This is a genomic window from Streptomyces sp. ID05-39B (assembly GCF_033794725.1).
GTDB classification, from domain to species: Bacteria; Actinomycetota; Actinomycetes; order Streptomycetales; family Streptomycetaceae; genus Streptomyces; species Streptomyces bobili.
Window position 1 is genome coordinate 1 of the sequence record NZ_JARGEF010000358.1, and the last position, 6032, is coordinate 6032.

Consider the following 6032-nt stretch of genomic DNA (forward strand, 5'->3'; position numbering starts at 1 on the left):
CCCTTGTCCCCGTGACGAGCCCCACCCCCGACGCCCTCCTGGGCCCCGCCGACATCCGCGAACTCGCGGCAGCCCTCGGCGTGCGCCCCACCAAACAGCGCGGCCAGAACTTCGTGATCGACGCGAACACGGTCCGCCGTATCGTCCGCACCGCGCAGGTGCACCCCGAGGACGTGGTCGTCGAGGTGGGACCGGGCCTCGGCTCCCTCACGCTCGCGCTGCTGGAGGTCGCCGACCGCGTCACGGCCGTGGAGATCGACGACGTCCTCGCGAGCGCCCTCCCCGCGACGATCACCGCCCGCATGCCGCAGCGGGCGGACCGCTTCGCGCTGGTGCACTCCGACGCCATGCAGGTGACCGAGCTGCCGGGCCCCGCCCCCACCGCCCTGGTGGCGAACCTGCCGTACAACGTCGCCGTGCCCGTGCTCCTGCACATGCTCGCCACCTTCCCGACCATCGAGCGCACCCTGGTGATGGTCCAGTCGGAGGTCGCCGACCGCCTCGCCGCCGCCCCCGGCTCGAAGGTGTACGGCGTGCCCTCCGTGAAGGCCAACTGGTACGCCGACGTCAAGCGCGCCGGCGCGATCGGCCGCAACGTCTTCTGGCCGGCGCCGAACGTGGACAGCGGCCTCGTGTCCCTCGTCCGCAGGGCCGAGCCGGTCAGGACGACCGCCTCCCGGCGTGAGGTCTTCGCGGTCGTCGACGCGGCGTTCGCCCAGCGGCGCAAGACGCTGCGGGCGGCGCTCGCCGGATGGGCCGGCTCCGCGGCGGCGGCCGAGGCCGCGCTGGTGGCCGCCGGTGTCTCCCCGCAGGCGCGCGGAGAGGCCCTGACGGTCGAGGAGTTCGCCCGGATCGCCGAGAACAAGCAGCCCGAGAGCGATCCCGGGCAGCCCGAGCCCGAGCGGCACGACCCGGAGCACGAGCAGCGCCAGGAGAAGGACTCCGAGTGAGCGCCGTCACCGTCCGCGTGCCCGCCAAGGTCAACGTCCAGCTCGCCGTGGGCGCCGCCCGCCCCGACGGCTTCCACGACCTGGCGAACGTCTTCCTGGCGGTCGGCCTCCACGACGAGGTCACGGTCACCCCGGCCGACGCCCTGCGGGTGACCTGCGAGGGCCCGGACGCCGCCCAGGTCCCCCTGGACCGCGGCAACCTGGCCGCGCGCGCGGCGATCGCACTCGCCGAACGCTACGGCCGTACCCCGGACGTGCATCTGCACATCGCCAAGGACATCCCCGTCGCGGGCGGCATGGCGGGCGGCAGCGCGGACGGTGCGGGCGCCCTCCTGGCCTGCGACGCGCTCTGGGGCACCGGCGCCTCCCGTGAGGAACTGCTGGAGATCTGCGCGGAGTTGGGCAGCGACGTTCCGTTCAGTCTGGTCGGCGGTGCCGCTCTCGGCATCGGGCGGGGCGAGCAGCTGACCGTGCTGGAGACCGGCGGGACCTTCCACTGGGTGTTCGCGATGGCCGGGCGCGGCCTGTCCACCCCGGCCGTTTTCCGGGAGTTCGACCGCCTCGCCGAGGGCCGGGACATCCCCGAGCCGGTCGCCTCGCGGGAACTCCAGGGCGCCCTCGCCAAGGGCGACCCCGACGCTCTCGCGGCGGCCGTCTCCAACGACCTCCAGCCCGCCGCCCTCTCCCTCTTCCCCGAACTCGCCGGCACCCTCGCCGCGGGGGAGGCGGCCGGCGCGCTCACGAGCCTCGTCTCGGGCTCGGGCCCCACCACCGCGTTCCTGGCGCGCGACACCGCCGCCGCGGAGAGGATCGCGCAGGCGCTGCGGACGTCCGGCACGTGCAAGAGCGTGCGCACGGCGTCCGGCCCGGCCCCGGGGGCCACGGTCGTCAGCGCGTCCTGACGTCACCACGGACGTGACGGCGGCCGACGGCCACCGCGACCGGCCGGTCACCCGGTGCCCCGGCCGGCGATGTACGACCTCCTCGACGACGTCCGCTGCGCAGGCCGCTGACCTGCGGGGGGATTGGCGACCGAGCGGCTCCCATTAGGCTGGGAGGCTGACCGATCCCCCTGGCAGGAGCAAAAATGGCCGTCAACCTGGTCAATGTCGAGAACGTCAGCAAGGTGTACGGAACCCGTGCGCTGCTCGACGGCATCTCGCTCGGCGTGTCCGAAGGGGACAGGATCGGAGTCGTCGGTCGCAACGGCGACGGCAAGACCACCCTGATCCGCATGCTCGCCAAGCTGGAGGAGGCGGACACCGGCAGGGTCACGCACTCCGGCGGGGTGCGCATGGGCGTGCTCACGCAGCACGACTCCCTGGACCCCACCGCCACCGTCCGCCACGAGGTCATCCGTGACATGGCCGACCACGAGTGGGCCGGCAACTCCAAGGTCCGCGACGTCCTGACCGGACTCTTCGGCGGGCTCGACCTGCCCGGCTTCCCGCAGGGCCTGGACACCGTCATCGGGCCGCTGTCCGGTGGCGAGCGGCGCCGTATCGCGCTCGCCAAGCTGCTGATCGAGGAGCAGGACCTGATCGTCCTCGACGAGCCGACCAACCACCTCGACGTGGAGGGCATCGCCTGGCTCGCGGGGCATCTGCGCGAGCGCCGGTCCGCGCTCGTCTGCGTCACCCACGACCGCTGGTTCCTCGACCAGGTCTGCACCCGCATGTGGGACGTGCAGCGCGGCGCCGTCCACGAGTACGAGGGCGGCTACTCCGACTACGTCTTCGCGCGCGCGGAACGGGAGCGGATCGCCGCGACCGAGGAGGTCAAGCGGCAGAACCTGGTCCGCAAGGAGCTGGCCTGGCTGCGCCGCGGGGCGCCCGCGCGGACGTCCAAGCCGCGCTTCCGGGTCGAGGCCGCCAACGAGCTGATCGCCGACGTGCCGCCGCCGCGGGACAGCAGCGAGCTGATGAAGTTCGCGTCGTCCCGGCTCGGCAGGACCGTGTTCGAGCTGGAGGACGTGACCGTCCAGGCGGGCCCCAAGGTGCTGCTCGAGCATGTCACCTGGCAGCTCGGCCCCGGCGACCGCATCGGCCTGGTAGGCGTCAACGGCGCGGGGAAGACGTCCCTGCTGCGCGCCATGGCCGAGGCCGCCCGCACCGAGGGCGAGGCCCAGCCGGCCGGCGGGAAGGTCGTCGTCGGCCGCACCGTCAAGCTGGCCTACCTCTCCCAGGAGGTCGCCGAGATCGACCCGAACCTGCGGGTCCTGGAGGCCGTCCAGCAGGTGCGCGAGCGCGTCGACCTCGGCAAGGGCCGCGAGATGACCGCCGGCCAGCTGTGCGAGACGTTCGGCTTCGGCAAGGAGAAGCAGTGGACGCCGGTCGGGGACCTGTCCGGCGGTGAGCGCCGCCGCCTGCAGATCCTGCGGCTGCTGATGGACGAGCCCAACGTCCTCTTCCTCGACGAGCCCACCAACGACCTCGACATCGAGACCCTCACCCAGCTCGAGGACCTCCTCGACGGCTGGCCCGGCTCGATGATCGTGATCTCCCACGACCGTTTCTTCGTCGAGCGGACCACGGACCGCGTCTTCGCCCTCCTCGGCGACTCCGCCCTGCGGATGCTGCCGCGCGGCATCGACGAGTACCTGGAGCGCCGCCGCCGCATGGAGGAGGCCGCGGCCGCCGCGGCGCCCGTGACACAGAAGGCGGTGCCGGAGAAGAGCGCCGCCGACCAGCGTGCCGCCAAGAAGGAACTCCAGAAGATCGAGCGTCAGTTGGACCGCGTCTCCGACAAGGAGGCCAAGCTGCACGCGCAGATCGCCGACAACTCCACCGACTTCGAGAAGGTCGCCAAACTCGACGCCGAACTGCGCGGGTTGGCCGGGGAACGCGAGGAACTCGAGATGCGGTGGCTGGAGTTGGCCGAGGACGCGTGACCCGAAACGCGGGATGGCGTGCGTGACCGAAACCCGTGCCACGGCGGTTCGGGGGTCCGGCGAGCGTGCTGCACGCTCGGTGAACGGGTCCCCGCGCGCGGTGACGGCGCGTGCGCCGCGTGAAGGGGGCGTGAAGGCGCGTAACGACGGGATCACGGCCCGGTCCTCCCTTGGGTACAGGGGCGGATGCGGGCCCCTTCGCTGTCGGTCCCGGGTGATAGAAAGAGCCGTCTGAGAACTTTCTGAGCACGAGTCCGGGACCGTCACGAGCCTCAGGGCGTGGCTAAAAATCAGTGAGCGAGGGGGAGACGCTGATGACTCAGCCGCCCAACCAACAGCCGCCGCAGGGTGGCTTCGGCGCACCGCAGGACCAGCCGCCGCAGGGTGGTGGCTTCGGCGCACCGCAGACGCCGCCGCCACCGCCGCAGGGCCCGCCCGCCCAGCCGCCGCAGGCTCCGCAGCCGGGCTACGGCTACCCGCAGCAGCCTCCGCAGCAGCAACAGCCTGGGCAGCAGGGGCCGTACGGCCAGCCGAGCGGCCCCTACGGCGCTCCGGGTGCTCCGGGGCCGTACGGGCAGCCGCCGCAGCCGGGACCGTACGGCCAGCCGGCCGGTCCCTACGGGCAGCAGCCCGGGTACGGCTACCCGCCACCCCAGTTCCCCGGTGCCCCCGGCACCCCGGGGTCCGGCTCGCGCAACCCCTTCAGGGGCAAGCCCGCGCTGGCCGTCGGGGCAGCGGTCGCGGCGCTGCTGGTGATCGGCGGGACGGTGTTCGCGGTCACCAGCGGTGACGACGACGGCGGCAAGAAGAAGCCCGTCGCCGGACCGAGCGACGACGGCAAGCCGTCGGCGGTCGAAAGCCCCGTCAACCCCGGTGACGGCGACGGCGACGGCGGCGAGGACCCCGAGGACTTCAACGCCGACCGCAAGACCGGCGAGGCCAAGGTGCTCTGGTACAAGGAGGCGCCCGACGCGCCCGCCTCGGGCGCCGAGGCCCCCGGCATGTGGATCACCTCCAAGACCGCGGTGAAGGCCGCGTACAAGGAGGTCGTCGGTTACAACGTCGGCGACGGCAGGCCCGCCTGGGACACCATCGCCCTGCCGCAGAAGGTCTGCGCGGTCACCCCGCAGAAGACGGCCACCGACAAGGTCGTCGTGGCCTACATGAACGGCAGCAGCGACCGCGCCAAGTGCAACCAGCTCCAGCAGATCGACCTCAACACCGGCGCCAAGGGCTGGACCGGGGAGGTCGCCGACGGCGCGCTCTTCGACAGCGCCATCACCGTCGAACTGTCCGTCACCGGCAACACGCTGATGGTGGGCCGCTCGCAGTCGGGCACGGCGTACGACGTCAACACCGGCAAGAAGCTGTGGGACAAGAAGAAGTACGGCGACGCCTGCTTCCCGACCGCCTTCGCGGGTGGCGCCAAGCTGATCTCCGTGGCCTCCTGCGACGCGACCGACCCGACCGAGCACGACGAGGTCCAGGAGCTGGACCCGGCGACCGGCAGGGTCAAGTGGACCCAGAAGTTCGACAAGGGCTGGACGGTCGCCCGCGCGTACTCGATGGACCCGCTGGTCATCTACAGCACCAACAAGGACAAGAACGCCTGGAACATCTCGACGCTCAAGCCGGACGGCACGTTCCGTTCGCAGGTCGGCGTCGACGAGGACTTCGCCCCCGAGTGCGGCTGGGCCATCCTTCAGCGCAACCTGACCGGCTGTGACGGCACGGCCGCCGACGCCAACACCCTCTACCTGCCCACCAAGGCCACCACCGGAGCCAACGAGATCGTCGCGATCGACCTCGCCACCGGCAAGGAGAAGTGGCGGGTGAAGTCCCCGGTGGACGAATCGATGCTGCCGCTGAGCGTCGAGGGCGGCAACCTCGTCGCCTACGTCGAGCCGTCGTACGACGCGGCCGGCCGGGTCGTGTCGATCCCGGTCGCCGGTTCCACGCACACGCCGACGACGCTGCTCCAGATGCCGGAGAGCACGGCCGACCTGGAGGACAGCTTCTTCTCCCGCGACGTCGCCTGGGCGGACGGCCGCTTCTACATCTCCTCCACCCGGCTGGCGGGCAACGACGACGCGAAGGAGAAGCTGATGCTCGCCTACGGCAAGTGAGGCGAGCGACCCGGGCCGGAGCGCGCGGCACCGACGCCGCCGCCCGGCCCACCCACGTCTCCCCGG

At 72.2% G+C, this 6032-nt stretch carries 4 protein-coding genes; all 4 read left to right on the forward strand.

All coding sequences use genetic code 11. The features are described 5' to 3' along the window. The first annotated feature begins 11 nt into the window (after positions 1-11). The gene (gene rsmA, locus P1P75_RS38840) at positions 12-950 is read left to right on the forward strand and encodes a 16S rRNA (adenine(1518)-N(6)/adenine(1519)-N(6))-dimethyltransferase RsmA (protein WP_319264264.1); all 939 of its coding nucleotides are present in this window, start codon (positions 12-14) and stop codon (positions 948-950) included. Beyond that, positions 947-1852 (forward strand): 4-(cytidine 5'-diphospho)-2-C-methyl-D-erythritol kinase, encoded by a 906-nt coding sequence (locus P1P75_RS38845; protein WP_319264259.1) that lies wholly within the window; start codon positions 947-949, stop codon positions 1850-1852. The genes rsmA and P1P75_RS38845 overlap by 4 nt, the downstream gene beginning before the upstream one ends. 185 nt (positions 1853-2037) lie before the next feature. After that, positions 2038-3840 (forward strand): ABC-F family ATP-binding cassette domain-containing protein, encoded by a 1803-nt coding sequence (locus P1P75_RS38850; RefSeq protein ID WP_319264261.1) that lies wholly within the window; start codon positions 2038-2040, stop codon positions 3838-3840. Between the two features lie 314 nt (positions 3841-4154). Next, a complete protein-coding gene (locus P1P75_RS38855) occupies positions 4155-5966 on the forward strand; it encodes a PQQ-binding-like beta-propeller repeat protein (RefSeq protein ID WP_319264263.1) in 1812 nt (603 codons plus the stop codon). The last annotated feature ends 66 nt before the right edge of the window (positions 5967-6032 follow it).

Excerpts from the sequence above, each read along its gene's own strand:
- P1P75_RS38855 (WP_319264263.1), top strand. The coding sequence starts at position 4,155 with ATGACTCAGCCGCCCAACCAACAGCCGCCGCAGGGTGGCTTCGGCGCA.
- P1P75_RS38850 (WP_319264261.1), top strand. The coding sequence starts at position 2,038 with ATGGCCGTCAACCTGGTCAATGTCGAGAACGTCAGCAAGGTGTACGGA.